At 66.4% G+C, this 24895-nt stretch carries 24 protein-coding genes and 1 pseudogene; 17 read left to right on the top strand and 8 right to left on the bottom strand.

Annotation, left to right across the window (positions count from 1 at the left end; genetic code table 11):
- Positions 1–79 precede the first annotated feature (79 nt).
- From D1409_RS11180 to rio1, 3 genes are all read left to right on the top strand, one after another.
- The gene (locus D1409_RS11180) at positions 80–1000 is read left to right on the top strand and encodes a metal-dependent hydrolase (protein ID WP_123537043.1); all 921 of its coding nucleotides are present in this window, start codon (positions 80–82) and stop codon (positions 998–1000) included.
- Positions 1001–1487: 487 nt separating this feature from the next.
- On the top strand, positions 1488–1775 hold the full coding sequence (gene eif1A / locus D1409_RS11185; protein ID WP_123537044.1) for a translation initiation factor eIF-1A: 288 nt from the start codon (positions 1488–1490) through the stop codon (positions 1773–1775).
- Between the two features lie 66 nt (positions 1776–1841).
- The gene (gene rio1 / locus D1409_RS11190) at positions 1842–2714 is read left to right on the top strand and encodes a serine/threonine-protein kinase Rio1 (RefSeq protein WP_123537045.1); all 873 of its coding nucleotides are present in this window, start codon (positions 1842–1844) and stop codon (positions 2712–2714) included.
- A gap of 89 nt (positions 2715–2803) precedes the next feature.
- Here rio1 and D1409_RS11195 read toward each other — a convergent pair whose 3' ends face one another.
- From D1409_RS11195 to D1409_RS11205, 3 genes are all read right to left on the bottom strand, one after another.
- Positions 2804–3589, bottom strand: coding sequence for a 23S rRNA (uridine(2552)-2'-O)-methyltransferase (locus D1409_RS11195; RefSeq protein WP_123537046.1), 786 nt, complete (start codon positions 3587–3589; stop codon positions 2804–2806).
- Positions 3590–3715: 126 nt separating this feature from the next.
- Positions 3716–4468, bottom strand: coding sequence for a sporulation protein (locus D1409_RS11200; protein WP_123537047.1), 753 nt, complete (start codon positions 4466–4468; stop codon positions 3716–3718).
- Between the two features lie 84 nt (positions 4469–4552).
- Positions 4553–5278, bottom strand: a complete 726-nt coding sequence (locus tag D1409_RS11205; protein ID WP_123537048.1) for a hypothetical protein — start codon at positions 5276–5278, stop codon at positions 4553–4555.
- Positions 5279–5469: 191 nt separating this feature from the next.
- Here D1409_RS11205 and D1409_RS11210 point away from each other — a divergent pair, with 191 nt between their 5' ends.
- Positions 5470–6213, top strand: a complete 744-nt coding sequence (locus tag D1409_RS11210; protein WP_123537049.1) for a DNA polymerase sliding clamp — start codon at positions 5470–5472, stop codon at positions 6211–6213.
- Between the two features lie 47 nt (positions 6214–6260).
- Here D1409_RS11210 and D1409_RS11215 read toward each other — a convergent pair whose 3' ends face one another.
- Together D1409_RS11215 and tnpA are read right to left on the bottom strand one after the other, a co-directional pair.
- The gene (locus D1409_RS11215) at positions 6261–7535 is read right to left on the bottom strand and encodes an RNA-guided endonuclease InsQ/TnpB family protein (protein ID WP_123537050.1); all 1275 of its coding nucleotides are present in this window, start codon (positions 7533–7535) and stop codon (positions 6261–6263) included.
- Positions 7532–7963 (bottom strand): IS200/IS605 family transposase, encoded by a 432-nt coding sequence (gene tnpA, locus D1409_RS11220; RefSeq protein ID WP_123537051.1) that lies wholly within the window; start codon positions 7961–7963, stop codon positions 7532–7534. The genes D1409_RS11215 and tnpA overlap by 4 nt, the downstream gene beginning before the upstream one ends.
- A gap of 370 nt (positions 7964–8333) precedes the next feature.
- Here tnpA and D1409_RS11225 point away from each other — a divergent pair, with 370 nt between their 5' ends.
- On the top strand, positions 8334–9344 hold the full coding sequence (locus D1409_RS11225) for an AI-2E family transporter (RefSeq protein ID WP_164471645.1): 1011 nt from the start codon (positions 8334–8336) through the stop codon (positions 9342–9344).
- Between the two features lie 40 nt (positions 9345–9384).
- Here the strand turns inward: D1409_RS11225 and D1409_RS11230 are convergent, their stop codons facing one another.
- Positions 9385–12621, bottom strand: coding sequence for a methyl-accepting chemotaxis protein (locus D1409_RS11230; RefSeq protein WP_123537053.1), 3237 nt, complete (start codon positions 12619–12621; stop codon positions 9385–9387).
- A 240-nt stretch (positions 12622–12861) separates the two neighbouring features.
- Between D1409_RS11230 and D1409_RS11235 the strand changes: the two genes are divergently transcribed.
- The 10 genes from D1409_RS11235 to D1409_RS11280 all read left to right on the top strand — a co-directional run bounded on the left by D1409_RS11235 (position 12862) and on the right by D1409_RS11280 (position 22203).
- Positions 12862–14664, top strand: coding sequence for a TraB/GumN family protein (locus D1409_RS11235; RefSeq protein WP_206425031.1), 1803 nt, complete (start codon positions 12862–12864; stop codon positions 14662–14664).
- Between the two features lie 74 nt (positions 14665–14738).
- Positions 14739–15350: a zinc metalloprotease gene (locus D1409_RS11240; protein ID WP_123537103.1), complete on the top strand. Its 612-nt coding sequence runs from the start codon at positions 14739–14741 to the stop codon at positions 15348–15350.
- A gap of 527 nt (positions 15351–15877) precedes the next feature.
- Complete coding sequence (locus D1409_RS11245) at positions 15878–16285, top strand: pyridoxamine 5'-phosphate oxidase family protein (RefSeq protein ID WP_123537054.1); 408 nt, start codon at positions 15878–15880, stop codon at positions 16283–16285.
- A gap of 94 nt (positions 16286–16379) precedes the next feature.
- Positions 16380–17597 carry a GNAT family N-acetyltransferase gene (locus tag D1409_RS11250; protein WP_123537055.1) on the top strand — a complete coding sequence of 406 codons (1218 nt, stop codon included), beginning with the start codon at positions 16380–16382 and terminating at the stop codon, positions 17595–17597.
- 50 nt (positions 17598–17647) lie between these two features.
- Positions 17648–18895, top strand: a complete 1248-nt coding sequence (locus D1409_RS11255) for a GNAT family N-acetyltransferase (RefSeq protein WP_123537056.1) — start codon at positions 17648–17650, stop codon at positions 18893–18895.
- Between the two features lie 77 nt (positions 18896–18972).
- On the top strand, positions 18973–19686 hold the full coding sequence (locus D1409_RS11260) for a DUF502 domain-containing protein (RefSeq protein ID WP_123537057.1): 714 nt from the start codon (positions 18973–18975) through the stop codon (positions 19684–19686).
- A 73-nt stretch (positions 19687–19759) separates the two neighbouring features.
- The gene (locus D1409_RS11265; RefSeq protein WP_123537058.1) at positions 19760–20242 is read left to right on the top strand and encodes a peroxiredoxin family protein; all 483 of its coding nucleotides are present in this window, start codon (positions 19760–19762) and stop codon (positions 20240–20242) included.
- 73 nt (positions 20243–20315) lie between these two features.
- Positions 20316–21326 carry a phosphoribosylformylglycinamidine cyclo-ligase gene (gene purM, locus D1409_RS11270; protein ID WP_123537059.1) on the top strand — a complete coding sequence of 337 codons (1011 nt, stop codon included), beginning with the start codon at positions 20316–20318 and terminating at the stop codon, positions 21324–21326.
- Positions 21327–21534: 208 nt separating this feature from the next.
- Positions 21535–21948, top strand: coding sequence for an SCP2 sterol-binding domain-containing protein (locus D1409_RS11275; RefSeq protein ID WP_123537060.1), 414 nt, complete (start codon positions 21535–21537; stop codon positions 21946–21948).
- A gap of 66 nt (positions 21949–22014) precedes the next feature.
- The gene (locus D1409_RS11280) at positions 22015–22203 is read left to right on the top strand and encodes a DUF7470 family protein (protein ID WP_123537061.1); all 189 of its coding nucleotides are present in this window, start codon (positions 22015–22017) and stop codon (positions 22201–22203) included.
- A 36-nt stretch (positions 22204–22239) separates the two neighbouring features.
- On the opposite strand, the gene D1409_RS11285 is transcribed toward D1409_RS11280, so the two are convergent.
- Positions 22240–22674, bottom strand: a complete 435-nt coding sequence (locus D1409_RS11285) for a hypothetical protein (RefSeq protein WP_164471611.1) — start codon at positions 22672–22674, stop codon at positions 22240–22242.
- Positions 22675–22702: 28 nt separating this feature from the next.
- Between D1409_RS11285 and D1409_RS11290 the strand changes: the two are divergent.
- A pseudogene (locus tag D1409_RS11290) lies at positions 22703–22993 on the top strand (IS6 family transposase); the annotation flags it as partial.
- A gap of 229 nt (positions 22994–23222) precedes the next feature.
- Positions 23223–24281, top strand: a complete 1059-nt coding sequence (locus D1409_RS11295) for a PQQ-binding-like beta-propeller repeat protein (RefSeq protein ID WP_123537063.1) — start codon at positions 23223–23225, stop codon at positions 24279–24281.
- Positions 24282–24324: 43 nt separating this feature from the next.
- On the opposite strand, the gene D1409_RS24495 is transcribed toward D1409_RS11295, so the two are convergent.
- Positions 24325–24771 carry a hypothetical protein gene (locus D1409_RS24495; RefSeq protein ID WP_164471646.1) on the bottom strand — a complete coding sequence of 149 codons (447 nt, stop codon included), beginning with the start codon at positions 24769–24771 and terminating at the stop codon, positions 24325–24327.
- Positions 24772–24895: the final 124 nt, after the last annotated feature.

The following is a 24895-nucleotide window of genomic DNA, read 5'->3' on the forward strand; positions in this document are numbered from 1 at the left end:
CTGTCGGCGCTCGGCGACGTGTGCAGTGCGAACGAGTCGCGCGAGACACTTATGGTCGAGCGCGAAGAAACTGGCGTGAATGTTCGTCGGTCACGCCTGTCTCGCGTTCGCGGTCGCCGCCCTCGGCGCCCATCGACTGGGCTGGAGCCGCGGGGCCGCGCTCCGGGTCGCGGTGCTGGCCGGCGCGTTCGCCACCCTCCCCGACGTGGACGTGGTCTACGGCGTCGCGGGACTGCTGGCGCCCGCCGCGGGCTCGGGGCCGATCCCCGTCGAGTCCTTCTGGGACGCCGGGAACCGGGTCCACCGCGGCGTCACCCACGCCCTCCCGGTCGCCGCGGTGGTGACCGCCGCCGTCGCGCTCGCCGCCCGCTCGAACGCTGTACCGCGACTCGCCGGCGCCGGCCTGCTGGCCGCGCTCGTCGTGCTCGTGACCGCCCTCAGCGGCGCCCTAGCCGGCGCCGTCACCGTGGTGTTCGTCCTCGGCGCGGCCGCGCTCGTCGCCGTCGCCCGCCGACGGGGCGTCTCCCCCCGCGTTCTCGGCCTCGCGGCGTTCGTGGGCCTGTTCACCCACCCCTTCGGCGACCTCTTCACGGGGGAGCCGCCCGCGTTTCTGTACCCCTTCGACCTGACGCTCGTCGCCGAGCGGGTCGTGCTCTCGGCGGACCCGACGTTCCACCTGCTCGGCGCGTTCGGGTTCGAACTCGCCACTGTCTGGCTGGCGCTGGCGGCCTACTTCTGGATATCGGGTGACCGACCCCACGCGCACGTCGACCGCCGCGCGGTGCTCGGCGTCGCCTACGCCGGCGCCGCGCTCGCGCTCCCCGCGCCCACGCTCGACGTCTCCTATCACTTCGTGTTCAGCGTGCTCGCGGTCGGGTTCGTCGGCGCCACGCCGCCCCCGCTGGCACGGATCCGCACCTGGCGGACCGCCGTGACCGGGCTGACGGCCGTCAGTCTGGCCGCCGTCGCCTACGCGATGGTGTACCTCCTCGTCGGGTGAGTTCGAGTCGCAGGCGTTTCGTCAGGTCGCGGTTTTCGAAGGTTCTCGACGCGCTGGCTAGCGAATGGACCGACTGCAGTGACGACTGAGAGTTGAAAGCCCTCGGCCCGCTCAGGCGACTACATAAACGCGAGCGCGCCTCGCCCTTTCAGTCCACCGGAAGACTCACTCCGTTCGTCTTCCGAGCCCTCGTTCGCTCCGCTCACGAGGACACCAGGACCGCAACAGCACTGCACCGCGCCACAAACCTCCCCAACCGACTGCGGTGCTCGCTTCGCTGTGATGCTCGTCCACCTGAAGACTCCCTCCGGTCGTCTTCCGAGCCTTCGCTCGTTTCACTCGCGAAGACGTCGCGCGCACAAAGCGCGCACAAAGCGCGCACAAAGCGCGCGCCACTGCGTCAGTCTCCGGTTTCGGGCCGAACAGTCCCCGTTCCCGGTCTCCAATTCTGCAAAACTTAAAACGTCTCCCGAGACAACGAACGGGTATGAGCGACAACGAGGGTCGAACCGACCTGCGGATGCCCGAGGAGGACGAGGTGTTCGCAGTCGTCACGGAGATGCTCGGAGCGAATCGGGTGGAGGTACGTTGCATGGACGGCACGACGCGCACCGCACGCATCCCCGGTAAGATGCAGAAACGCATCTGGATACGGGAGGACGACGTCGTCCTCGTCGAGCCGTGGGACTGGCAGGACGAGAAGGGCGACATCACGTGGCGCTACGAGAAACAGGAGGCAGACCAGCTGCGCGAGGAGGGACACATCCAGGAGTAACATGGAGGACACCACCACCGGCGAGCGCGCCCCGACCGCCTCGCGCGCCCGCCGGGACGACCGACGATGACGGAGTACCGCCTGCTCGACACCGACGAAGTCGACGCCCCCGGCGACGAGTGGGAGGAAGTCGACGTCCACGACACGGAAGCCGACGAGATCGCCCGCAAGCGCGACCGCGAGTTCAGCGAGTTCCGCAAGCGCATCAAGAACACCGAGCAGTTCAAAGTCGAGGCGTCGGTGTTCGACGACGCTACCTACGCCGCCCTCTACAAACTCGTCCAGGACGACTACATCACCGCCTTCGGCGGCCCTATCTCTACCGGCAAGGAGGCCAACGTCTACACCGCGCTGGCGCCCGAGGACACCGAAGTCGCCGTCAAGGTCTACCGCATCAACGCCTCCGACTTCACCGACATGCGCGGGTACCTCGACGGCGACCCGCGCTTCAAGGGGATCGGCGGCGACAAGAAGAAGGTCGTCCTCGCGTGGGTCCGCAAGGAGTTCGCCAACCTCAATCGCGCCCGACAGGCCGGCGTGCTCGTGCCCGAACCCATCGCCGTCGAGCGCAACGTCCTCGTCATGGAGTACCTCGGCACCGACGAGGGTCGAGGGAAGCGCCTCTCGGAAGTGAATCTGGAAAACCCCGAGACCGCCTACGAGGTCGTCCGCGAGTACATGCGCCGGTTGCACGACGCCGGCCTCGTCCATGGCGACCTCTCGGAGTACAACCTGATCGTCCACGGCGACGAGATATACGTCATCGACCTCGGACAGGCCGTGACGGTCCACCACCCCAACGCCGAGGAGTTCCTCGACCGGGACTGCGAGAACGTCGCCGCCTTCTTCGGTCGACAGGGCCACGACGTGACCGCCGACGACCTGAAGGAGTTCATTTTAGACCAAGACGAGGACGAGGAGACGGCGGCCGAGTTCTGAGAAGCGAGTGCAGCACTCGACGGGCTCCGCGGACGCGCTACTCGACCGGTTCCGCGGAGGCCCTTACTCGACCGGTTCCGCGGAGGCCCTCACTCGACCGGTTCCGCGAACCCGAAGTTGGGTTTCACGTCGTCGACGCGGACGTCGAGCGTCTCGCCTTTCTCCGTGCCGGAGACGAACAGCGTGTAGCCCTCGACCTTCGCGACGCCGTCGCCGTCGCTCCCGATGTCGACGATCTCGACTTCGAGCGTGTCGCCCTCGCGGACGGGCGCGGTGAGATACCCCTTGGCGACGAGATACAGTTCGGAAGAGGAGTCACGCGAGGCGTCCGGGCGGACCTGCCGGACGTACTCGAACTGCTCCTCCATGTCCTCCTGGAGCGGGGCGACGTCCTGCCCGTCGAATATCTTCACCGCGAGGTCGCCGCCCGGCGCGAGCACCTCGTCGGCGACTTCGAACGCCTGGCGGGCGAGGTGAGCCGAGCGGGCGTGGTCGAGGTCGTAGTCGCCGGTCATGTTCGGCGCCATGTCCGAGATGACCACGTCGACGGGGCGGTCCTCGCCCTCGGCGCCGACGCGCTCGACGATCTCCTCGATAGTCGACTCCTCGGTGATGTCCCCGCGGACGTACTCGACGTTGTCGTGGTCCTCGATCGGGTCGATGCGCTGGCGGTCGACGCCGACGACGGTGCCGTGTTCGTCGACCTCCTCTGCGGCGACCTGGAGCCACCCGCCCGGCGCGGCGCCCAGGTCGACGACGGTGTTACCGGGGCCGAACAGCCCGGCGGTCCGGTCCAGTTGCTTGAGCTTGTACGCCGAGCGGGCGCGATACCCCTGCTGTTTGGCCCTGTTGTAGTACTCGTCTTTCCCGCTCATCTCCCGCTCACCGAGTTCTCCGCGGCGTCTCGCGCCGAGACGGTCGGCGAATTCGCGTTCATAGAGGGAGTGAGGCGGTCGGCGCGGAAAGGCACATCGGATGTGGCGCGCCGGCGAGGCGTCGGTCTACAGCAGGCGCTCGACAGTCTGTCGGAGCTGCCGGCGGGCGGCGTCGGCGTCCGTCTCGGGGAGCGCGAACCGCGTCTTTCGTTCGTCGGCCAGCGCGAGCGCGCTGAGGAGGTCGACCGTCCTGTCGAGTTCGGCGTAGACGGTGAGCGCTTCCGGAGCGGGGTCGAAGACGAGAGAGAGTCGCTCGAAGGCGCCCTCGAACGGACCGCCGACCGGGGAGAACTCGAACACCTGGACGTACCGACGGACCACGTACCGGTCGTAGGGGTCGGTCTCGCAGTCCACGCCCCGGATGGAGAGACCCAGCGCGTCGGCCGCGTCGAACACCGTCTCCATCCGCGCCGTCGGGCGGACGGCCAGTGGCTCTCGCTCTCGCTCCCGCTCTCCCGCGCCGGTGTCCTCGACTTCCGGGTCGCAGAAGTCGGCCGCCGCCCACACGGGCACGTCGTCCATCGTCAGCGGCGTCGCGTACGGGATTCGCACTGTCGTCTCGTCGACCGTCGATTCGCCGGGGTCGACGGTGAGCCCGTCACCGAGGCCGAGGCGGTCGACGGTCACCGTCTCGGCGCCCGTTTCGCCGCGACAGCGGGTCTGGAGTTCGAGCACGACCTCGCCGACGGACCGGGCGCCGTCGCCGCCCTCGACGGAGACCGCCGCGTCGACCGCCTCGCCCGGCCGGACGGTCACTCGCTGGAGGAGCGTATCGACGGTCGCGTCCCCGACATCGACCGAGGCGATCGACTGTTTCATCTGTGCTTACATGACTCGCCACGACACTAAAACCTACGTGAGCCAGACGCGAGGCCTGTACACAGCGGCCGAGAGAGTTCGGCGTCAGTCCCCCGGGGAGTCGGAGTCGGAGTCGGAATCGGGGTCGGAGTCGGAGTGGCCCCGGCGAGCGAGGAGCGCGCCGCCGCCGAGGAGTCCGATAAGACCAGCCAGCGGGCCGAATCCGGGGCCAACGGCGCCGAAGCCGCCGTCCTCCGACTCGGTCGTGGCACCGTCGGGCTGGTCGGCGTCAGCGGGAGTGTCCGTCGTCCGGTCGTCGATCTCGACGTTCACGTCCGCCCGCCCGATCTGTTCGAGGGAGACGCCGACGAAGTCCTCACAGCGGTTGAAGCGGTTGATGATGTAGAGCTTGCCCGGCTCTACGTCCGAGGAAGCGCCGATGTACAGCGTCGTCTCCTCCTCGGCCGTGCTGTCGTCCTTGCGGTCGATCAACTGTGCGTCGAAGGCGAGCATTTCGTCGGGGGGCCAGGTGTCGCTACCGACCACCTGACAGTCCGCCGCCTGCTGGGACTGCTCCGAGTCGATCGACCCGCCGACGTGGATCATGAACCCGGCGAGGTTGGCGTCGCTCCATCGCTCGGGCGTGGGGATAGCGGCGGCTTCGGTGATCTGGGCGGCGGCGACGCCGCTCGAACGAGTGAGTGCCCCTGCAGAGACGGCCCCGGCACCGAGCACGCCGGCGCCGGCCGCCAGGACGGACCGGCGCGTCGTCCCGGTCGCCCCGATAGCGGCGTCGTCGGTCCCGTCGTCTGGAGTCGGTCCTCGTGGCACACCTCGCCGTTGGACTGTGGGTCGCCTAACCTCCGTGCGCGCACTCGCAGGCGCCCGTCGCGGGCGCCGGGACTGCGTTCGGCGGGGGCAGACGAGTCCCGAAGACGAGAATGCGGTGCTCAGAGCCGACCACACGCACGCGCGACCAAAGAAGGGACTTTTTAACGGATGGGGGCGTAGCCGCGGGCAAGATGTTCAACGCTATCGTGAGCGCGGATACGCTCCGGACGACACTGGACTCCGTGAGCGTGCTGGTGGACGAGTGCAAGATCCACCTCGAAGCGGACGGACTGGAGATCCGGGCGGTCGACCCGGCGAACGTCGGGATGGTCGACATGCGGCTGTCGTCCTCGGCCTTCGAGTCCTACGAGACCGACGGCGGCGTCATCGGCGTCAACCTCTCCCGACTGGAAGACATCGCCGGCATGGCCGACGCGGACCAGCTGGTCCACCTCGAACTCGACGAGGAGACGCGCAAGCTGCACATCGCCATCGACGGCCTCGAGTACACGCTCGCACTCATCGACCCCGACTCCATCCGCCAGGAGCCCGACCTCCCCGACCTCGACCTGGCCGCCGAGATCGTCATCGAGGGCCGGGACATCGACCGCGCGGTCACCGCCGCGGACATGGTCTCGGACCACATCGCGCTCGGCGTGAACGAGGGCGAGGAATTCTTCTACGTCGACGCGGAGGGCGACACGGACGACGTCCACCTCGAACTCACTCGCGAGGACCTCATCGATCTGACCGCCGGCCCCGCTCACTCGCTGTTCTCGCTCGACTACCTGAAGGACATGAACAAGGCCATCCCGAAAGACGCCGAGGTCCGCATGGAACTCGGCGAGGAGTTCCCCGTCAAGATGCACTTCGACATCGCCGAGGGCGAGGGACAGGTCACGTTCATGCTCGCACCGCGCATCCAGAGCGATTGACATCCTCCCCGCGCTAAAGCGCGAGGATTCCTCCGTTGGGGGTTCGGCTACCGACCCACGGAGGCAACTTGCGGGTCTATGCGCACTTCTTTGGGACTTTCGTGAGGGTGTGATTTCCCCGACCAATCGTGGTCGTCCCACTCGAATCGCACGGGCCGTGCCATCGGCCTGACTTCGCAATCGCTGTTTTCCCGAAGGAACGTCTCTGACGCCGTGAGGTCGGCGTGCCCCTCGAATCCGCACGGACACATCAACGTCTCCCCATGGCGAACCGTACTCTCGTGGTCGCCACACTCGGGGCACGTCTGACTTGTCCACGCTTCCGACTCGGCTTCGAGACTGACGCCATACTCCTCACAGACGCACGCGAGGCGGTGGATGAACTTCTTGAACGCCCAGAAGTTGTGCGTCTTCTCGTTCACCCTGACCGACCAGTGCGTTTCCAGCACGTCCGTCAGGTCGCCCACGTACACCGTCGCCACGCCCTCGTCGTACAGCCGCTCAACGAGGTCGCGCACTAGCGCGTTCTGTGCGTGGTCACGGCGTCGAGTTCGCTGTCGGTACAGCCGTCGAATCCGTTTCGAGGAGTAGCGTCCTTCACGGAGTTTTGACTGTAGGCGGGCGATTTCATCTGTCGTCTCGCGGAACCGTCCGAACAACTCCCGACCGTCGTAGAGGTACTGGGAACCAGTGGTCGTGGAACAGGCGACGAGGTTGTTCGCGCCAACGTCGAGGGCGGCTTCGTGAGAAGCCAGTGGTGAATCCAGTCGAGAATCATCGACGGTGACTGGTTGGAAAGCCCTGAACGTGTCGCTAACCTCGTCGTACGCAAGTTCCAGACGGCCCTGTTTGCCGTCCCACTTCGGGTTGCCTCGGACTTCGAGGCGGAGTCGTTCGTGGTAGCCGAGTCCGTATTCGTCTTTCAGTTCTTGCCCGACAGGAATTTCGAGACGTGACCGCTTGCCCCACTCAATCGTGTACTGGTTGCATCGGATGTAGGTACGGAGTTCGCGTCCGTCCTCCTCGTCGCCCCAGTACGACGGTGGGTTGGCGTCCTCGCCGTTCTCCTTGAGGGCGAAGAACGACCGCCACGCTTCGCTGTTCTTGCGCGTGACCTGTTGAACGGTCGCGCTTCCGACGACGCCGTTGTAGCGCCCTCGATACTCAGACGTGTCCCACACGTCGCCGTCTCCGAAGTAGTTCTGACGGCGTTCGTAGGTCAGTTCGTTCCACAGAGAGGCTGACGCATCGAGTAGCCGTCGAAGGCACTCTTTGTCGTTCTCGGACTGTGGAACAACCTCGAAGGTATTGACACGCTTCACTCGGCGTCACCTTCTTGTTCCGCGATGTAGCGTTCGATAGCGCCTTTCGAGGCGCTTCCCGCCGTTCCAACGTAGTAGGAACGAGTCCACTTCACGCGGTCGTCGTACCGCTGGTTGTATTTGCGGGCGGAGATGCCCTTGACCCAGTTGACGATGAGTGACGGGGCGTTCTTCGGCGGACTCCCGATGAACAGATGTACGTGGTCGGGCACGACCTCGGACTCGGCCAGTTCGAGGCCCTTGTCCTCACAGATTTCCGCGAAGATGGTTTCGAGACTTTCCTTCGTCTTCCCCGTCAGGTGCGAGCGCCGATACTGAGCGGAACCCTGTTCCGCGAGGTCAGCGGGACCGTCGGTCCCGTCCGACTTCGGCACGAACACTATGTGGTAGTAGAGTTCGTATTTCGCATGACGGGTACTCTTCACCATCGATGTATACTATCCCGATCGGACATCTAAAATATTCTGTTGGAACCCCGTCTATTCCAGATTTGGCGGTTGAATACTGTTGGTCGGTTTCATCCCCGCGCTAAAGGGCGAGGCTTTCGCCTCAATTTTTCGTAAGCCACCGTCCGCGCCGCTCTCTTCTGCGACCGACTCCCCTGCCGAACGTACCAGTCGGCAGCCACTCTGCACGCACCCAGAACGCACACTGCACGCACCCCGTAACCGATCGCGAGTAGCCGGGATCAAGGCCCTTTGGGCCGGGACTCCTCTCTCCCGGTGTGCGATCCCGTCGCCACACCGGTCGAACGACCGCGTCCGTCACACGCCCACTCGGCCGCTGCGGGTGGTCGTGATGGTGCGAGACGAGCGCCTCCGGGTCGGGTTCTTCGCCGTCCTCCTGACCGCGTTCGCGTATCTCGTCCTCCTGATCCTCCGCCCGTTCCTGACGGCGCTGTTGACCGCGCTCCTGCTGGCCGTGCTGCTCGCGCCGCTCCAGCGGCGATTCGCGCCGAGGGTCGGCGAGCGAATCAGCGCCCTCTCGCTGGTCACCCTCTCGCTCGCGGCGATCGGCGCCATCGGGACGCTCCTCGTCGTCGCGGCGCCCGCGGGGCTGTCCGACCTCTCGGCGACGGTCGAGGAACTGCCCGCCCGGAGCACCGCCGAGCGCCGGATCGAGGACCTCGTCGGCGTCGAGGTGCCGCTGGGGTCCATCGTCGAGTCCGTCCCCCGGCGGGTGGCCGAGATCCTCTTCGGCGACATCTCGATGCTCGTCGCGACCACGACGGACCTCTTTCTCGGGAGCGTGCTCTTCCTGTTCGTCCTCTACTACCTCCTGGTCGACGGCGACCGACTGATCGACTGGATCGAAGAGCGCCTCCCGCTGGACGACGAGACCACCGAGGAACTCCACGAAGAGGCACACCAGACCACCTGGGCCGTCCTGAAAGGCCACGTCTTCGTGGCGGTCGTCCAGGGCGCCGTGGCGGGGGTCGGTCTCTTCGTCGTGGGCATCCCGAACGTCCTGTTCTGGACGTTCGTGATGATGGTCCTGGAGCTGTTCCCGGTGGTCGGCGTCGCGGGCGTCGTCGGCCCGGCCGTCCTCTACCTGGGCCTCCAGGACCGACTGCTGGCGGCCGCGTTCCTGCTCGTCTACGGGCTGACGGCCGTGGCCGTCGTCGACGACTACCTGCGGGCCCACGTCGTCGACCGGGAGTCGTCGCTCCACTCCGCGACGATCCTCGTCGGCGTGTTCGGCGGCGTCTACGCGTTCGGCGTCATGGGCCTGTTCTACGGGCCCATCGTCGTCGGGCTGTTCAAAGCGCTCGTCCGACTGTTCGACGAACGCTACGTCGACGAAGGATAGTCCGAATGCGCTCAGTCGGCGAAAGAGAGTCCGAGCGCGCTCAGTCGTCGTCCGACGGCAGCGGACCGCTGTCGGCGGGCTCGGGGAGTTCACTCGGGTCGGTGTCGACGGCGTCGCGGCCGTCGTCGTCCGGCGAGCGAGTGTCGGGGTCGTCCTCGCCGTCGCTCACCTCGAACTCGTCGGCGAGGTCCTGCAGGTCCGCGGCGAGGCCGGCCATCTCGCGGACGTTCCGGGAGACTTCGTTGATCGAGGCGGCCTGTTCCTCGGAGGCCGAGGAGACGTTCGTCGCCTCCGCGGCGGTCTCCTCGCTGACCGTGCTCACCTCGTCGACCATCGCGACGACCTCCTCGGTGGAGGCGGCCTGGTCGTCGGTGGCGTCGCTGATCTCCCGGACGCCGCTCTCGGCGGCTTCGACGGCCTCGGCGATCTTTTCGAACATCTCGACGGACTCCTCGATGGTGGCGACGCCGGACTCGACGCGCTCGCGCATCCGGTCGATGTCGTCGACCGTCTCGCCGGTCGTCGACTGGATCTCCGAGATGCGCTCGTCGACCTCTTCGGTCGCGGAGCCGGCCTCGTCGGCGAGGGTCTTGATCTCGTCGGCCACGACGGCGAACCCGGCACCCGACTGGTCCGCGTTGGCCGCCTCGATCGAGGCGTTGAGCGCCAGCATGTTCGTCTGCTCGGCGATGTCGTCGATCATCCCGATGATCTCGCTGATCTCGTTCATCTGGGACTGCAGCGCCGCGACCTGCTCGGCGGCCTGTTCGGACTCGGCCTCGATCTCCCGGATCTCCGCCGAGGCCTCCGCAGCCTGTTCGCGCCCGGCGTCGGCCTGCTCGGCCGCCTGCCGCGCGGTCTCTGCCACGTCCGCGGAGGAGGAGGCGATCTCCTCGACGGTCGCGGACATGTCGTTCATCTCGCCGGCGGTCTCCTCCAGGTTCTCGGCCTGTCGGTCGGCGCCGTGGGAGATCTCCTGGACGGACTCGGCCACGTCCTCGCTGGCGGCCTCGATCTCCTCGGTGCTGTTAGCCACGTCCGCGCTCGCCGTCCTGACCTCGCCGGCGATGGCCTGGACGCGCGCGACGCTCTCGTCGACGGCGTCGAGCCCCTCGTCGATGTTCGCCATCACGTCGCCGTAGTCGCCCGGCAGGTCCGTCTCAAGGTCCTGGTCCAGACGGCCGTCGCGGAGGTCGGCGCTGACCGTCCGAAGCTGTGCGAAGCTCTCGGAGAGCTGTTCGAGCCCGTCGTCGAGTTCGGTCATCACGTCGCCGTAGTCGCCCGGCAGGTCCGTCTCCAAGTCCTGGTCGAGCTGGCCGGCGCGGACGTTCTCGCTCGCGCGGCTGATCTCCACGAAGCTCGTCTGGAGCTCGCCCATCCCCGCCTCCAGCGAGGTCATGATCTCGCCGAACTTCCCGGGCAGGTCCGTCTGGAGGTCGTCGTCGATGTCGCCGGTCTGCAGGGAGCGACCGACGGCCTCGATCTGCTCGACCTGCCGGTCCATGTTCGCCTGCATCTCGTCGAACGCGTCGACCATCTCGCCGATCTCGTCGTCGCCAGCAGAGATGTCCGTGTCGTCGTCGAACCGACCCTGCGACATCGCGGTCGCCCGCGTCTTGATCTGTTCGATCGGGCGAGCGATGTACCGAGCGGCCCCGTAGCCGGCGCCGGCGACCGCTATCGCCGCGACGAGGAACAGGCCCAGCATGAGGTTGCGCGCGTCGGCGGCCCTGTCCTGCAGCGAGACGCCGAGCGCCGCGATCGGCTCGTTCACGTCCGCGGCCGGCACCGTCGCGACGAGCGTGAACTGCCGGTCACCGAGTTCGAGCGGGGCGAACTGGACGTAGCGGGTCGCGTTCTCGCCGTCGACGGTCTTCGTGTGGGTCGCCATCCCCGACTCGCCCGCGAGCATCCGCTCGGAGACGACGTCGCCGAGTTCGGCGCCGTACTCGCCGGCCGCGGCGTCGGTCCCCGCGGTCACGACCGAGCGGTTCGGGTGGCTCACGATCTCGCCCTCGTCGTCGAGGACGTAGAGGTAGCCGCTGTCGGCGACCGTCACCGAGTCGGTCATCTCGGTGACCAGCGAGTAGTCGAACTGCGCTGCGACGGCCCCCTCGAACGTGCCGTTGTGGTAGACGGGCGTCGAAATCGCCAGCCGTTCGCTCCCGCCGGTCGTCCGAACCTCGCCGAAGTACGTCTCGCCCTCCGGGAGCGACTCGGCCGCCTCGAACCACGCCGCGTCGGCGTGGGAGGTCTCGCGGGCGTTCTCGGTGACGACCTCGCCGTCGGAGCGGTACGTGCGGAAGCGCTCGGTCCCGTCGGCGTCGACGAGGGTCAGTTTCTCGAAGGCCGGGAACTCCTCGCCGTCGATGCTGACGGTCTGGCTCTCGAGGCTCCGTTCGAAGGAGTCGGACGTCCGCCGGCGCGCGTCCTCGCGCGCCGTCTCCTGGAGTTCGTAGTAGTAGACGCTCGGTGCGAGGATCCAGTCGAACTTCTCGTCGTAGGTGTAGGAGATGAACTTCGTCTCGACCGGGTTCCCCTCCTGGGTGGTGTCCTCCCAGTCGTACTCGGCGACGCCCCAGCTCTCGCCGTTCTGGATCGAGAGGTCCGTCTGGATCCGCTTTTTGATGTCGTCGAACACCCTGAGCGTCCCGCCGGTGTCCTCCTTCAGGTTGTGCCCCTCGTCGAGGCTGTGGTGGACCACGACGTTCGAGTCGATGTCGGTGATGTACGCGTACCCCGTGTTTCCGATGTAGCCGGGCTCGAACGTCTCGGACATCGTCCCCTCCTCGGAGACGCCGACACCGTCGGTCCCGGCGATTCGGGCCTCGACGCGGCGCTCGACCTCGCGCTGTTCGGCGGTCGAGAGGGCAGCCCACGACCGGCCGTCGTACTCGCTCTCGAGGACCGTCTGTCGGGTGCTCTCGACGGCGACGCGCATCTGGAGGGCGACGTAGCCGACCTGGTCCTGGCTCATCTCCTGTATCAGGTCCATCTCGCCGTCACTGGCCGCCATGTAGTCCTCCATGGTCGCCGACGACGCCATCGCGCGGACGTCGATGCCGCGCTTGTCGATCTCGTTCTGGATGCCGTCCTGTCTCGCCGACACGGTGGCGTTCAGCGAACTCGTTATCTCATCCCGGAGATACTCCCCGCTGCGGTCCTGTGCGTGCTCGTTCAGGTCGCCCATCGTCGTCGTCGCGAGCGCGCCGACCGCAGACAGCGGGATGAGAGAGATGACGAGAAAGAGCGCCACCAGCTTGATCTTGAGATTCACGTTCGCCCGACGATCATGGGAGTATATAGTTCTATGTGGCAAGTTTTTACAGCTGATATCCGCTCTGACGGCGAGTCTGAATGTAGCGCCCGTCTGGAGACGTGAGTGACATATCGTCTATTTATACCAGCTGCGGGACGGCGCCCGTCCGTCGCGGCGGTCTGATAGGCGAGGGGACGATCGGCTGGGTCCGTCGCCGTCCCGACAACGGTAAACCCGACCGCCGTGTAGCGGGGGTGAATGACCGAGCGCGCCGGTGACGACCTCGGAGCCGTCGACGGAGAGATGACGCTCCCGCCCTCCCGCGACCCGGGCGAGGGGGAGGTTCACGTCCTCGGCACCGCACACGTCTCAGAGCAGAGCGTCGAAGAAGTGGAGCAGACGATCGCCGAGCGCAAGCCGGACGTCGTCGCCGTCGAACTCGACGAGGGTCGCTACCGCCAGCTCAAGGGCGAGACGCCCGACGACATCGACCCCGGCGACATGCTCCGGGGCAACACCGTCTTCCAGTTTCTCGCCTACTGGATGCTCTCCTACGTGCAGACTCGACTCGGGAAGAAACTCGGCGTCGACCCCGGCGCCGACATGATGGCGGCCATCGACTCCGCCGAGGAGCACGGCCTCGGCGTCGCGCTGGTCGACCGCGACATCCAGATGACCGTCCAGCGCTTCTGGGCGCGGCTCAGCCCGCTCCGCAAACTGGCGATGCTGGGGAACCTGACGCTCGCGGTCGGGTCACCGCTCGCCGTGGGTGCCGGTATCGGCCTCTCTGTCGGCGTGTTCGCCGGCTTCGCCGTCGCGATGGTCGCCGCCGGCGCCGTCGGCTTCGCCAGCGCCGACTTCGTCGCCGCACTCGGACCCGAAATGGTGGGGCTCGCCGGCGGCCTCGTCGGCGGGGCCGTCGCCGGCGCGGTGCTGTGGACGTTCCTCGAACCCACGCTCCGTCGCCTGTTCGACGCGCTTCCCGTCCCCAACACGACGTACACGCGAGTCGCGCTCTCGATCGTGATCGGCTCCGCCGCCGGCGTCGCCGTCGCGGCGGGCGGCGGGCTGGCGGTCGGCCCGCTCTCCGTATCGGCCGACCGGTTCACGTCGCTGGGCGGCTTCACGCTCCAGGCCGGGACGGGCGTCCTCGGCGGTGCGCTCGTCGGCGGCGGCCTCGGGACCCTCGCCGGCGGCGTCCTCGCGCAGTTCGTCGCCGACGAGGACGACCTCGACGAGATCGACATCGAGGAACTGACCGACGCGGACGTGGTGACGGCGATGATGGAGGAGTTCCGCCGGTTCGCGCCGGGCGCGGCCGAGGCGCTCATCGACGAGCGCGACGCCTTCATCGCCCACCGACTCGTCGCGCTCCGTGAAGCGGGCTACAGCGTCGTCGCCGTCGTCGGCGCCGGCCACCGCGAGGGGATCCAGGGGTACCTCGACGACCCCGAGAGCCTCCCGCCGATGGAGTCGCTCGTCGGCGAGGCGTCGGGGTCGGGGCTCACCGCCTATCTCTACAAGGCCATCGGCTACGCGCTGACGGTCGGTTTCGTCGTCTTCTTCGTCCTGCTGGCGCTGGGCGGGGCGAGCAACGGATTCCTGCTCGAACTGTTCGTCGCGTGGTTCCTCGTCAACGGGATCCTCGCCGGCGGACTGGCGAAACTCGCCGGCGCGACGTGGCCGAGCGCGCTCGTCGGCGGCGGCGTCGCCTGGCTCACCAGCGTGAACCCGCTGCTGGCGCCGGGCTGGTTCGCCGGCTACGTCGAACTGCGCTACGTCGACGTGAACGTCGGCGACATCGGCCGCCTCAACGAGATACTCGACGACGACGAGGCGCCGATCGCCGACATCTTCGCGCGGATGCGCGAGGTCCCGCTGTTCCGACTGATCCTCATCGCCGGCGTCACCAACCTCGGGAGCATGCTCGCGAGTCTCGTCGTCTTCCCGTTCATCCTCCCGTGGCTGTCGGCCGACGTGGGCGGCGTCAGCGCCATCGGCGAACAGCTCCTCCTGGGCGCCCGGACCGGCTGGGACATCGTCTGGGGGACCCTGACGTGAGCCGGTCCGGCGGCGCGGCGACCGGCCGTCGCGGTGGCGGCCGAGGCCGTGGTCCCGGTGGTCGGGGCGGCGGCATCTCCTTCAGCGGCCGCGAACTCCGTGACCTGGCGGTCGCGTGGGTCGCGCTCGGCGTCGCGTTCACGCTGTTCATCGACCCGACCATCGCCGACGCGGCCCTGCGCGGAGCGGTCGACCCGGAACTCCTCGGCCTCGCGCTCGGCGTCTCGCTCGCGACGGTCGGCGTCGCCTTCCTCCTGCACGAACTGGCCCACAAGGTCGTCGCCGTCCAGTTCGGGCAGGTCGCCGCGTTCCAGGCGGACTACGGAATGTTGTTTCTCGCGATCATGTCCGCGCTCGCGGGCTTCCTGTTCGCCGCGCCGGGCGCGGTCGTCCACCGCGGCCGGATCACCGCCCGGGAGAACGGCCTCATCGCGCTCGCCGGTCCGGTGACGAACCTCGCGCTCGCGGCCGTCTTCGTACCGATCATGCTGTTCGGGCCCGGACTCCTGGGACTGGTCGGCCAGCGCGGCGTCAGCATCAACCTCCTGCTCGCCGGCTTCAACATGATCCCCTTCGGCCCGCTCGACGGGAAGAAGGTGATCGGCTGGAACAAGCTCGTGTACGTCGCCGTCGCCGTCCCGAGCGTCCTGCTCGCCGTCTTCGCGCTGTTCGGCCTCGGGCTCTGAGTGGGTGTGCTGGTTTTCGGAGTTTCATTTGGTGTGTCCGACAGCCACCGACGAAAGCCCTCGACTCGCTCGCTAGCAGTTACTTCGACCGCAGACGACGGCCACCGACGAAAGCCCTCGACCCGCTCGCTATGAGTCGATTTGATTACAACGGACAGCGAGCGCTGAAAGCCCTCGGCCCGCTCGCGGTCGCTGAGGCGGGATATCCGCGCTCGAACACCCGCACCGCACCGCACTCGCGCGGATAGTGCCCGCTCAGGCGACTGAACTGAACGCGAGCGAGCCTCGCCCTTTCAGTCCACCAAGGTCCGCACAGCACCGCAAACAGCCTCACACCTCCCCAACCGATTGCGGTGCTCACTGCGTTGCGCTCCTCATCCCTCGCGCGGTGCTGTCGCGTCTGGCGAGAGCGAAGCTCTCGCTGACCCTCGTTCGCTTCGCTCACGAGGAGGACGAGACCCGCGACAGCGCACGCCACCGCTCCGAAAAAGGAGAGTGCACTTCCGCGTCCCGGCCCAACGGTCGACGTGACCCAGACTGTCTCCGACGAGGTCGAAGAGCTACTGACCGGCGACCCCGTGGCGGCGCATCTGGCGACCTGTGCGGAGGGGCGCCCCCACGCCGCGCCGGTCTGGTTCCGCTACGAACCCGCCGAGGGCGACGAGCGGCCCGTGATCGAGGTGATGACCACTGGGAAGAAACTCGCCAACGTCCGCGAGAACCCCCGCGTCGCCCTCTCGATACAGGAGAGCGAGGCCGGCCACCCGGAGTGGACCGTCACCGTGCGCGGGACGGCGACCGTCGTCGAAGACGAGGAGGAAAACGAGCGGGCGAACCGACAGATCAACCGCCGCTACGGCGCCGATCCGGACGACTGGTCCGAGAACACGCTCGTCCGCGTCGCCGTCGGGTCGGCCTCCCACCAGACCTATTGAGCGGGCGGCACCGGATCCGCGGTCCCGTCCGCCAAGTGTTACCGACCAACACCGCCACCCAACGCATATCGGTTCGCCAATCACGGGAACAGGTATGTCGAACGCCACAGACCGAGTCAGCGTCCATCCGCTCGGCTCGGAGGACGCCGCCGAGTTCCGCGCCATCGCCGACCACTCGTTTCACCCGGAGAGGGGCCCAAAGGAGTACGACGAAACGACCGCGTTCGACCGGATATCGGACCCCTACGGCGCCTTCGATGGTGAGGAACTCGTCAGCGTCTGTACGCACTACGATCTCACCGCGAGCCTGCGCGGTAAGTGGACGCCGCTGGCCGGGCTGGCCTCCGTGGCGACACCGCCCGAACGCCGGCGACAGGGCTACGCCGAAGCGCTCGTCGACGACGCGCTGGAGCGCTGGCGCGGCGACTTCCCGCTCGCCGCGCTGTGGCCGTTCTCGCCGCCCTACTACCGACAGTACGGCTGGGCGACGGCGAACCGCTACGTGAAGTACACCTGTCCGATCGACCAGCTATCGTTCGCTCGCGGGTCCGTCGAGGGCCGTGCGCGACCCGCAACAGCCGAGGAGTGGGCCGACCTGAGAGCCGTCAACGAGGCGTTCGCCGCCGAGCGCTCGCTGGTGCTCCGTCGCGAGGACGAGCAGTGGTGGCGCGACCGCCTGCTCTCGGCCGACGAGAACGACCGGCCCTGGGCCTACGTCTGGGAGCGCGACGGCGAGGTGGTCGGGTACGTCGTCTACGAGTTCGGGGAGGGGTCGAAATTCGCCGACGGGCGGGTGAGCGTCGAGGACGTCGCGTACGCCGACCACGCGGCGCTCCGGGGACTGCTGGGGTTCCTCGCCGAGTACGACTCTCAGGCCGACGAGGTCGTGCTCTCCGGCGATTCGAGCGCCGACCTGCTAGACCTCGTTCCCGACTCGACGACGGTCGACTGCCGCGTCATGGCCGGGCCGATGGTCCGCGTCGTCGACGTGGCCAACGCGCTCGAAGCGTGTCCCTATCCCGCCGACGCGACCGCCGACCTGACTATCAGCGTGACCGACGGGACCGCGGACTGGAACGACGGCCGGTTCCGTCTCGAAGTGGCCGACGGAGAAGCGGCGTGTTCGCCGTCGACCGGCGGCGAGCCCGACGTGACCGTCGACGTTGGGACGCTCTCCCAACTCGTCGTCGGCTATCACGACGTGACGGCAGCGCGTCGACTCGGCGACCTCTCGGTCGCCGACGACGCGACGGCGGACACACTCACGGCGCTGTTCCCCGACCAGCGGGTGTTCCTGCGGACGTACTTCTGACAGCACCCGAGTGCCGAAGCTATATCGGCGCGGAGCGCCCGAAAAGAGGTATGACAGACGATGCGGACGCGGACGTGCGACCGCTCTCGGCAGACCACTTCGACGACTTCCGCGCGATCACCGACTACGGCTTCCAGCCCGGCGAGGGGCCCCAGACGTACGACGAGGAGGCAGACCGCATCGCCGACCGCTACGGCGCGTTCGTCGGCGACGACCTCGTCAGCGTCTGCGGCCACTACGACCTCTCGGCGAACCTCCGAGGTGAGTGGGTGTCGCTCGCGGGACTGGCCGCCGTCGCCACGCCGCCGGAACACCGCCGCGAGGGGTACGTGTCGGCCCTGATCGGCGACGCGCTGGAGCGCTGGCGCGGCGACTTCCCGCTGGCCGCGCTGTGGCCGTTCTCACGGTCGTACTACGAACAGTTCGGCTGGGCGACGGCGAACACGTACGCGAAGTACACCTGCTCGCCCGACCAGCTGGCGTTCGCCCGCAGCGCGGCCGACGGACACGCTCGCCCAGTCTCCGCCGACGAGTGGCGGGAGTTACAGACAGTCCACGAGGCACAGGCCGAAGAGACGACGCTCGCGCTCCGGCGGTCGAGCGAGAACTGGTGGCGCGAACGGGTCCTCCACGAGGGCGACGACGACCGCCCGTGGGCCTACGTCTGGGAGCGCGACGGCGAGGCGGTCGGGTACGTCGTCTACACCTTCGAAGACCTGGGCGGTCCGAGGCACATGAATCAGCGGTTGAAAGTCTCCGACATGGCCGTCGCCGACCACGACGCGTGGCTCGGCCTGATGGGGTTCCTCGCCGACCACGACTCGCAGGCGAGCGAAGTCGTGGTCTACTCTGACGCCCGGACCGACCTGCTCGACCTCGTCGCCGACCCCGACGCGGTCGAGTGCGAGACGCAGACCGGGCCGATGGTCCGCATCGTCGACGTCGCCGACGCCCTCGAAGCCTGCCCGTATCCCGCGGACGCGACCGCCGACGTCACTATCGAGGTGACCGACGAGACGGCGGACTGGAACGACGGGCGATTCCGCCTCCAAGTCGCGGACGGCGAGGGTGAGTGTACTGCCGTCGACCGCGCCGCGGAGTCGGACGCGACGCTCGACGGAAGTGGCGATCCCGACGTGACCGTCGACGTCGGGACGCTCTCCCAGCTCGTCGTCGGCTACCACGACGTCGCGACCGCCCGACGGCTCGGCGGACTCTCGGTCGCCGACGAGACGACGGCGGACGCGCTCGCGGCGCTGTTCCCGTCCGAGACGGTGTATCTGCGGACGTTCTTCTGAGCGGCGCGCTCCCCGTTGCGTGGGCCGCGATTTCCACGCCGAACAAGGCACTTCGGTGTCGGGCCCCAACACGGGACATGTCCGGTTCGGACGTCGACGACCTCGCGGAGGTAGCGGCTGCAGAGAGCAGAGCGGTCAGGCGGGATCTCCGCCAGACACTGCTCTCGGGGCTCGCGCTGACGGTCCCGTTCCTGATCACCGCGCTGGTCCTGGTCTGGGCGCTGGGCTTCGTGGCGAGCGCCCTCTCGCCGCTGGTCGGGCTCATCGTCGCGCTCGGGCCCGGCGAAGGAGTGAGCACCTGGGTCGTCCAGCTAATCGCCGCAGGGATCGTGTTCGGCTTCGTCTTCGCCGTCGGTTTCGCCGCCCGACACGGTCCAGAGACGAACCTCGCCCACCGCATCGACCTGCTCATGGAGGACCTCCCGGGGATCGGTTCGATCTACACCAGCGTCGAGCGGATGAGCGACGTGATGGTCGACGGGAACACCGACAGCTTCCAGGAGGTGAAGATCGTCGAATTCCCGACCGAGGACAGCTTCGCGCTCGCGTTCCTCACCGCGGACTCGCCGGCGACCATCGAGCGCGCTGCCGACAAGACGGACATGCTGACCGTCTTCGTCCCGATGGCACCGAATCCGGTGATGGGCGGGCACCTGATCAACCTCCCCGAGGAGCGCATCTTCGACGTCGACCTCACCGTCGAGGAGGGGATGCAAGCGATCATGACCACCGGGATGGCCATCGACGAAAGCACGCGCGAGGACGCGGAGAGCGAGACCGAACCGGCGTGACCGTCGAGCGACTGTTCTCGACCTGCACACTGCCGGCCGCGTGCTTACCCCGCTCGCGCCCCTCGCCGATGGTATGAGCCTCGACGGCGACTCCGCGCCCGAGTTCGAACTGCCGAGCACCGCAGGCGACACCGTCGCCCTCGCCGACGAACTGGAAGAGGGGCCGGCGGTCGTCCTGATAAACCGCGGCCACTGGTGTTCTTTCTGCGCCGAGCAGCTACAGACGTTCAGCGAGGTGTCCTACGACATGTGGTTCCACGACGACGTGAGCGTCGTCCCGGTGGTGCCGGACCCGCTCCCGAAGGTGACCGAGATGCGCGACCGCTACGACCTGCAGGTCCAGTTGCTCGCCGACCCCGACGGCGAGGTGGCCGACAGGTACAGCGGTACCGAGGAGACCAGCCACGGCCTGACCGGCGTCGCCGGGACCTACGTGATCGACGAGAGCGGCACCGTCCGGTACGAACAGGTGTCGGACACCCCCGCCGACCGCACCTACGGCAACTGGGTGCGGTACTACATCCGCAACGACTTCGAGCCGCCATTCGAGGACTGAATCGAGGTCCGGCCGTCGACCGCGCTCCACCCGAAACGGTGGCCTTTTGCTCGCGGCCGGCGCGCTCACAGGTATGACCGACGGCGACGCGGACGACGCGGCGGACGACAGCGAGGAGGGACTGACCTACGCGGAGGCGGGCGTCGACATCGCCGGGCAGGAGGCGGCGACGGCGGCGCTCGTGGGCGCGACCGGCGACTTCGAGGGCGACTTCGCCGGCCTGCTCGACATCGGCGACCGCTACCTCGCGCTCGCCGCCGACGGCGTCGGCACCAAACTCCTCGTCGCCGAGGCGCTCGGCGACTACTCGACCATCGGCATCGACTGCATCGCGATGAACGCCAACGACCTCGTCGCCGCGGGCGTCGACCCCGTCGCCTTCGTCGACTACCTGGCCGTCGAGAAACCCGACGACGCCACCGCCGAACAGATCGGCGAAGGGCTGGACGAGGGCGCGGAACGCGCCGGCGTCGCGCTCGTCGGCGGCGAGACGGCCGTGATGCCCGACGTGATCAAGGGTCTGGACATCGCCGGCACCTGCGCCGGACTGGCCCCCAAGGACGCTATCTTCCCCGGCGAGGCCGAGGCCGGCGACGTAATCGTCGGCTGGCCCTCTTCGGGAATTCACTCCAACGGCCTCACGCTCGCCCGCGAGGCCGTCACCCGGAACCACGAGTACACCGACCCGTTCCCGCCGAACTCGGACCGCTCCATCGGCGAGGAACTGCTCGAACCGACGCGTCTCTACACGGATCTGCTGGGCGCGCTCCGCGAGGCCGACACCCACGCCGCCGCCCACGTCACCGGCGGCGGGTGGACGAACCTCACCCGCATGGGCGAGTTCCACTACGACATCACTGACCCCTTCGAGGCTCAGCCGGTGTTCGCGTTCGTCCAGGAGGAGGGCGACGTGGCCGACGAGGAGATGCACCGCACGTTCAACATGGGCACCGGGTTCGTCGCCGCCATGTCCGAGAAGGACGCCGAAGATGTGGTCGAGGCGACCGAAGACGGTCGGATCGTCGGACGGGTCGAAGAGGGCGAGGAAGGCGTCTCGATCCGCGGGCTGGATCTGACCGAGTAGTACCACGAGCGAACGGAGTGAGCGAGCGCTTTTTTGGTCCAGATTTTTTCGCCGATGGTACCCGCAGCGGCGCGGAGCGCCGCGAGGATATCCCGCACAGACCCCGCGAGCGGGTCGAGGGCTTTCACCGCTTGCTGTCGGGTACGGTCGAAACGACCACAGCTAGACCCGAAACGCCAAAGTCGCCGAGCGGGTCACACCACACAAGATGACACCGACGTTGCCCGGCGAGGCCGAGGCGTGGGCCGACAGATTACAGGCGCGACTCAACGACCGCGAGGCGTTCGTCGAGGCGGCGGCGGGGTTCGACGCCACCTTCCGGTTCGTCATCCTCCCGGACGACCGCTACGAGGGGGACCCGATCACGCTGACCGTCGTGATCGCCGACGGGACGTGCGTGGCCGCGCGGGGGAACGACCCCGAGGCGGAGTACGACTTCGGCCTCGCGGGGCCGTACGCCGCGTGGGTCGACCTGCTCGAAGACGAGACCGAGGTGACGGAGGCGGTGCTGGGCGGGGACTTCGAGTTCGAGGGGTCGACGATGCAACTGATGAACCGCCGCGAAGCCGTCACGGAACTTGTCCGCGCCGCGCAAGCGCTCGACACCGACTACGCGTACTGAGACGGCTCCGGGGGTCGGGCGGCGGGGACTGAAACGATTAAGTCCCGGCGCGGAGGACGGGGAGACGTGATCGACAAACTCGGCGCCGCTGGAATCGTCGGTATCCTCGTCATCCTCGGCGGCATCGGACTGCTCGCGTGGGTGAACCCGCTGATCGCCGCGGGGATGGGCCTCGTCGTCGCCGGGCTCGGACTGATCCTCTACGGCCTCGTCACGAACGTCCTCGCCTCGTTCGGCATGGGCGGGATGGTCTGACCGCTCCCGACTACGGCCGGACCCGCGACCCGCTTCTCACCCGCTGACGATGTCAGTCTCGAAGAGGACGTAGAACGCGACGACGTAGCCGAGGAAGGTGACGACGCTGTACAGCGGCCTGACGAACAGGCCAGGGTCGACGCCGAGCGACGAGCGAAGCAGGCTCCGGAGGATCGACTCGAAGAACGACGCCGCGTAGATGACGCCGCTGGCTTTCGCGACGAGTTCCGTCTCGACGCCCCGGACGAACACGAGCAGGACCGACGCCATCACGGCCGCAGTCGAGATGTGCGAGATAGCGGTGTACTGGATCTGCGACGGCGACACCGCGGCGCCGAACCGTCCCGACAGGACGGAGTCGACGACGCCGAGGAAGATCCCCCCGCAGATGACGGCGAGCACCGCGATGCCCGCTGCTTTCGCGACCGATTCGACCCCCACTCGCGTCTGCTGGCTCCCAGCCGTACCCACCCCCGCTCACTCCATATACAAAAAAGGAGACACGACGACCGCGCTGACCGAGATGTTCCTCCGGGAACTGTGCGAGAAACACGATGTCGAAACCGCCGTTTTTCTCACTGACGGCGCCCAACATCTCCAAACTGCACTCCGCCGAGCAAGGTCCCGATTTCAGAGGAGTCGCTACGGAAATCGGAACGCCATCACACGGATCTTCCGCGAACTCGAGCGTCGAACCTCTTCGTTTCCGAACTGCGGCAGCCATGTTAAACCGGAAACGGTCGAATCGTGGCTCCAAGCCTTTGCTCGCTGGCACAATGCCACTAACTAAACGCGACCTCTGGATGACCTCCGACGAGGACGGGAGAAGACGACCCCTCACCAGAGGCTCATACTTTGAATGGTATATTATAAATGTATATCGTTAAATACTTCAGAAAGGCACACTAAGATCGGATGTGAAGCGACGTGAATTTCTCGCTGCGTCTGTTTTAAGTGCGGGAGCGATTGGCGGGTGCCAAGGTGTGAGATCAGAAAGCTCTGGGAGGAATCCCAGGACTATGTGGGAATATACTAACAGCCCTGAATTAGCCGGCACTGCGGGCGGGAAAGTCATCACAGTTGGAGAAAATATCACGGCAATAAATGCGGAATCCGGGGAAACAGACTGGACGTTTAATGAAGCTCAACGCGGGGATTACACGCTACCTGTTATTGCCGATGCGATCTATTTTGGAGTCTTCGACGACGCAGGGGGCAGTGAGTATGGCGACGTCTATGCTGTGACATTTGGCGGAGAAGAACGGTGGTCAGTCGAGACTGGGAGTGTCTATACTCCTCCGTTCACTCGAGAGGGTGTTGTCTATGTGGGTGGGGACGATGGGAACGTCCGAGCAATCGACTCGGCAGAGGGCGCAATCCTCTGGGAAGTCGATCTCTTCCCGGATAGCTTGCCATCGATAGTCGACGTTATCGGTGTCGATGATGAGGTGTACGCGACTACCGGACAGCTCACTGCCCTGGACAAATCAGATGGGAAGATCCGTTGGCAGTACGGTAATGAGTCAGATCATATCTCTCAGATCTCAAAAACTGATGCTGTCGTGATTACATCATTTTGGGACGATCTCATCGCACTTGACGAAGGCGAAGAGATCTGGAGTGCAGGCCTCGACGAAGGGAGTAAACGACTCCACGGGACCGCTGGTGGTCATGTTTTCGTCGAACAGGCAGATACGTTGTACGCATTCGACACCGAAAACGGCGAACAACGGTGGACGGTTGATGGCGTCGAGGCGCTCTCACTCACGGACCACACGGCTTACATCGGTAACAGAAGGGTGCAAGCGATTTCGATCAATTCTGGTGACCAGCGCTGGCAGAATGAGCTAAACTCCGCTGTTCGATCGATCTCAGTTCAGTCTACCGCCCCAGATTCAACCCGGCAGGTACCTCGTCAGAATGAGGAGGTTGCTGTTACCACCGACCGTCAACTACTGGTGCTCGATTCTGAAGGGACAGTACAGTGGCAACGAGAGTTTGATCAAGAAGTATTCGACCATCTCTACGACGGGCTTCTGTTCTGCCGGACAGCAAATAGCATATATGCTTTCATCTGAGAAGAAAATAAAGAGTGATACTGGCCCTCTCTACTGAAACTGCTTAACAAGCATCAGTGGTATGACTTTCGTCGTTCACCGATGACTGAATTTCCGGTTCCGCACAGTCGCTGAAATCTTGGGTCGAATCCTCCCAATCTCCGCCATTTATATTTTCACATTCACAGTCGAACCCCTGCGTCTGATTCCGCATCAGTGAGACCTTGTCATCCCCGAAGAATTTCGTGTTGATCTTTCCATGATGATGCCGTCCACAGAATACGTGTGCAGTTTCGTGGGCAGTTGTTCGGATCTGTGCCTCGCTATCGGAGAGGTTTTTGAAGTCGTTTTCGTCAGCAGCCGCCTTAAAATCAATAATTGCCGTTTTGTTACCTTCCTCACGGTTTCCACATATTTTCTGAACGATACCCTTTGACTCCTGTTGGTCAGGGTCAGGATACCAATAGTCCAGGACGATACAAGCGCTGGCCAGATTATACCCGCCGTGCATCCGTCTTTAGTTAGCCCTCACACCTTGGTTGCGTAGCGGTAGCGAGCGTCTCTTGGAGGATCGGTCGTTCCTGGTGGATTTTCTGTGCGTCCTTGATCAATCGCTCCAGCAGTGGCGGTGGCGA

It is taken from the genome of Halosimplex salinum, from assembly GCF_003730195.1.
Lineage (GTDB): Archaea > Halobacteriota > Halobacteria > Halobacteriales > Haloarculaceae > Halosimplex > Halosimplex salinum.

Coding starts and splice junctions, on each gene's coding strand:
- D1409_RS11200 (WP_123537047.1), bottom strand. CDS start 4,468: ATGAAACAGTCGATCGCCTCGGTCGATGTCGGGGACGCGACCGTCGAT.
- D1409_RS11275 (WP_123537060.1), top strand. CDS start 21,535: ATGACACCGACGTTGCCCGGCGAGGCCGAGGCGTGGGCCGACAGATTA.
- D1409_RS11195 (WP_123537046.1), bottom strand. CDS start 3,589: ATGAGCGGGAAAGACGAGTACTACAACAGGGCCAAACAGCAGGGGTAT.
- D1409_RS24495 (WP_164471646.1), bottom strand. CDS start 24,771: ATGCACGGCGGGTATAATCTGGCCAGCGCTTGTATCGTCCTGGACTAT.
- D1409_RS11225 (WP_164471645.1), top strand. CDS start 8,334: ATGGTGCGAGACGAGCGCCTCCGGGTCGGGTTCTTCGCCGTCCTCCTG.
- D1409_RS11260 (WP_123537057.1), top strand. CDS start 18,973: ATGTCCGGTTCGGACGTCGACGACCTCGCGGAGGTAGCGGCTGCAGAG.
- D1409_RS11250 (WP_123537055.1), top strand. CDS start 16,380: ATGTCGAACGCCACAGACCGAGTCAGCGTCCATCCGCTCGGCTCGGAG.
- D1409_RS11265 (WP_123537058.1), top strand. CDS start 19,760: ATGAGCCTCGACGGCGACTCCGCGCCCGAGTTCGAACTGCCGAGCACC.
- D1409_RS11235 (WP_206425031.1), top strand. CDS start 12,862: ATGACCGAGCGCGCCGGTGACGACCTCGGAGCCGTCGACGGAGAGATG.
- D1409_RS11255 (WP_123537056.1), top strand. CDS start 17,648: ATGACAGACGATGCGGACGCGGACGTGCGACCGCTCTCGGCAGACCAC.
- D1409_RS11295 (WP_123537063.1), top strand. CDS start 23,223: ATGTGGGAATATACTAACAGCCCTGAATTAGCCGGCACTGCGGGCGGG.
- D1409_RS11210 (WP_123537049.1), top strand. CDS start 5,470: ATGTTCAACGCTATCGTGAGCGCGGATACGCTCCGGACGACACTGGAC.
- tnpA (WP_123537051.1), bottom strand. CDS start 7,963: ATGGTGAAGAGTACCCGTCATGCGAAATACGAACTCTACTACCACATA.
- D1409_RS11180 (WP_123537043.1), top strand. CDS start 80: ATGTTCGTCGGTCACGCCTGTCTCGCGTTCGCGGTCGCCGCCCTCGGC.
- eif1A (WP_123537044.1), top strand. CDS start 1,488: ATGAGCGACAACGAGGGTCGAACCGACCTGCGGATGCCCGAGGAGGAC.
- rio1 (WP_123537045.1), top strand. CDS start 1,842: ATGACGGAGTACCGCCTGCTCGACACCGACGAAGTCGACGCCCCCGGC.
- purM (WP_123537059.1), top strand. CDS start 20,316: ATGACCGACGGCGACGCGGACGACGCGGCGGACGACAGCGAGGAGGGA.